Here is a 538-nt window from a genome sequence, read left to right as displayed (position 1 = left end):
GGGCCGGGCGCCGTTGCTTCCGCTGCGGGAGCCTCAGGGGCCTGCTGCTCCTGCTGGGGCGCATCGGCCGCCGGGGCCTGTCACCTTCACCGACGATATGGGCAACGAGGTCACCGTGGACAACCCCCAGCGCGTCGTGGCCTGCATGGGCAGTTTCGCGAACGCCTGAGAGCTGGCCGGGGGCACGCTCGTGGGCGTCTCCGACGATGCGCTCACGGCGGCCGGCTGGATCATCGAGAGCCCGGATGTGGCCACGGTAGGGGACTTCACGGCGGTGAATCTCGAGGCCATCATGGCGCTTAACCCCGATTTCGTCATCATGACGAGCGGTACAGGCGGCCGCGGCGGCGACTCCAGCCAGATCGACCTGCGCGACGCGCTTGTGGGCGCGGGCATTCCCGTGGCCTACTTCGAGGTGACCACCTTCGACGACTACGAGCGCCTCATGCGCACCTTCACCGACCTCACCGGGCGTGCGGATCTTTACGATCAGAACGTGGCGAAGGTGGCCGCAGCCATCGACGCCGTTGTGGGCGCG

At 68.4% G+C, this 538-nt stretch carries 1 protein-coding gene; it reads left to right on the top strand.

The annotated features are described in order from the left end of the window. Positions 1 to 190 precede the first annotated feature (190 nt). On the top strand, positions 191 to 538 hold a 348-nt coding region (locus NE591_RS12280; protein ID WP_256156749.1), incomplete at its 3' end, for an ABC transporter substrate-binding protein.

It is taken from the genome of Adlercreutzia sp. DFI.6.23 (genome assembly GCF_024462535.1).
Classification (GTDB): domain Bacteria; phylum Actinomycetota; class Coriobacteriia; order Coriobacteriales; family Eggerthellaceae; genus Adlercreutzia; species Adlercreutzia rubneri.
This window is presented reverse-complemented; position numbering and strand designations above follow the sequence as displayed.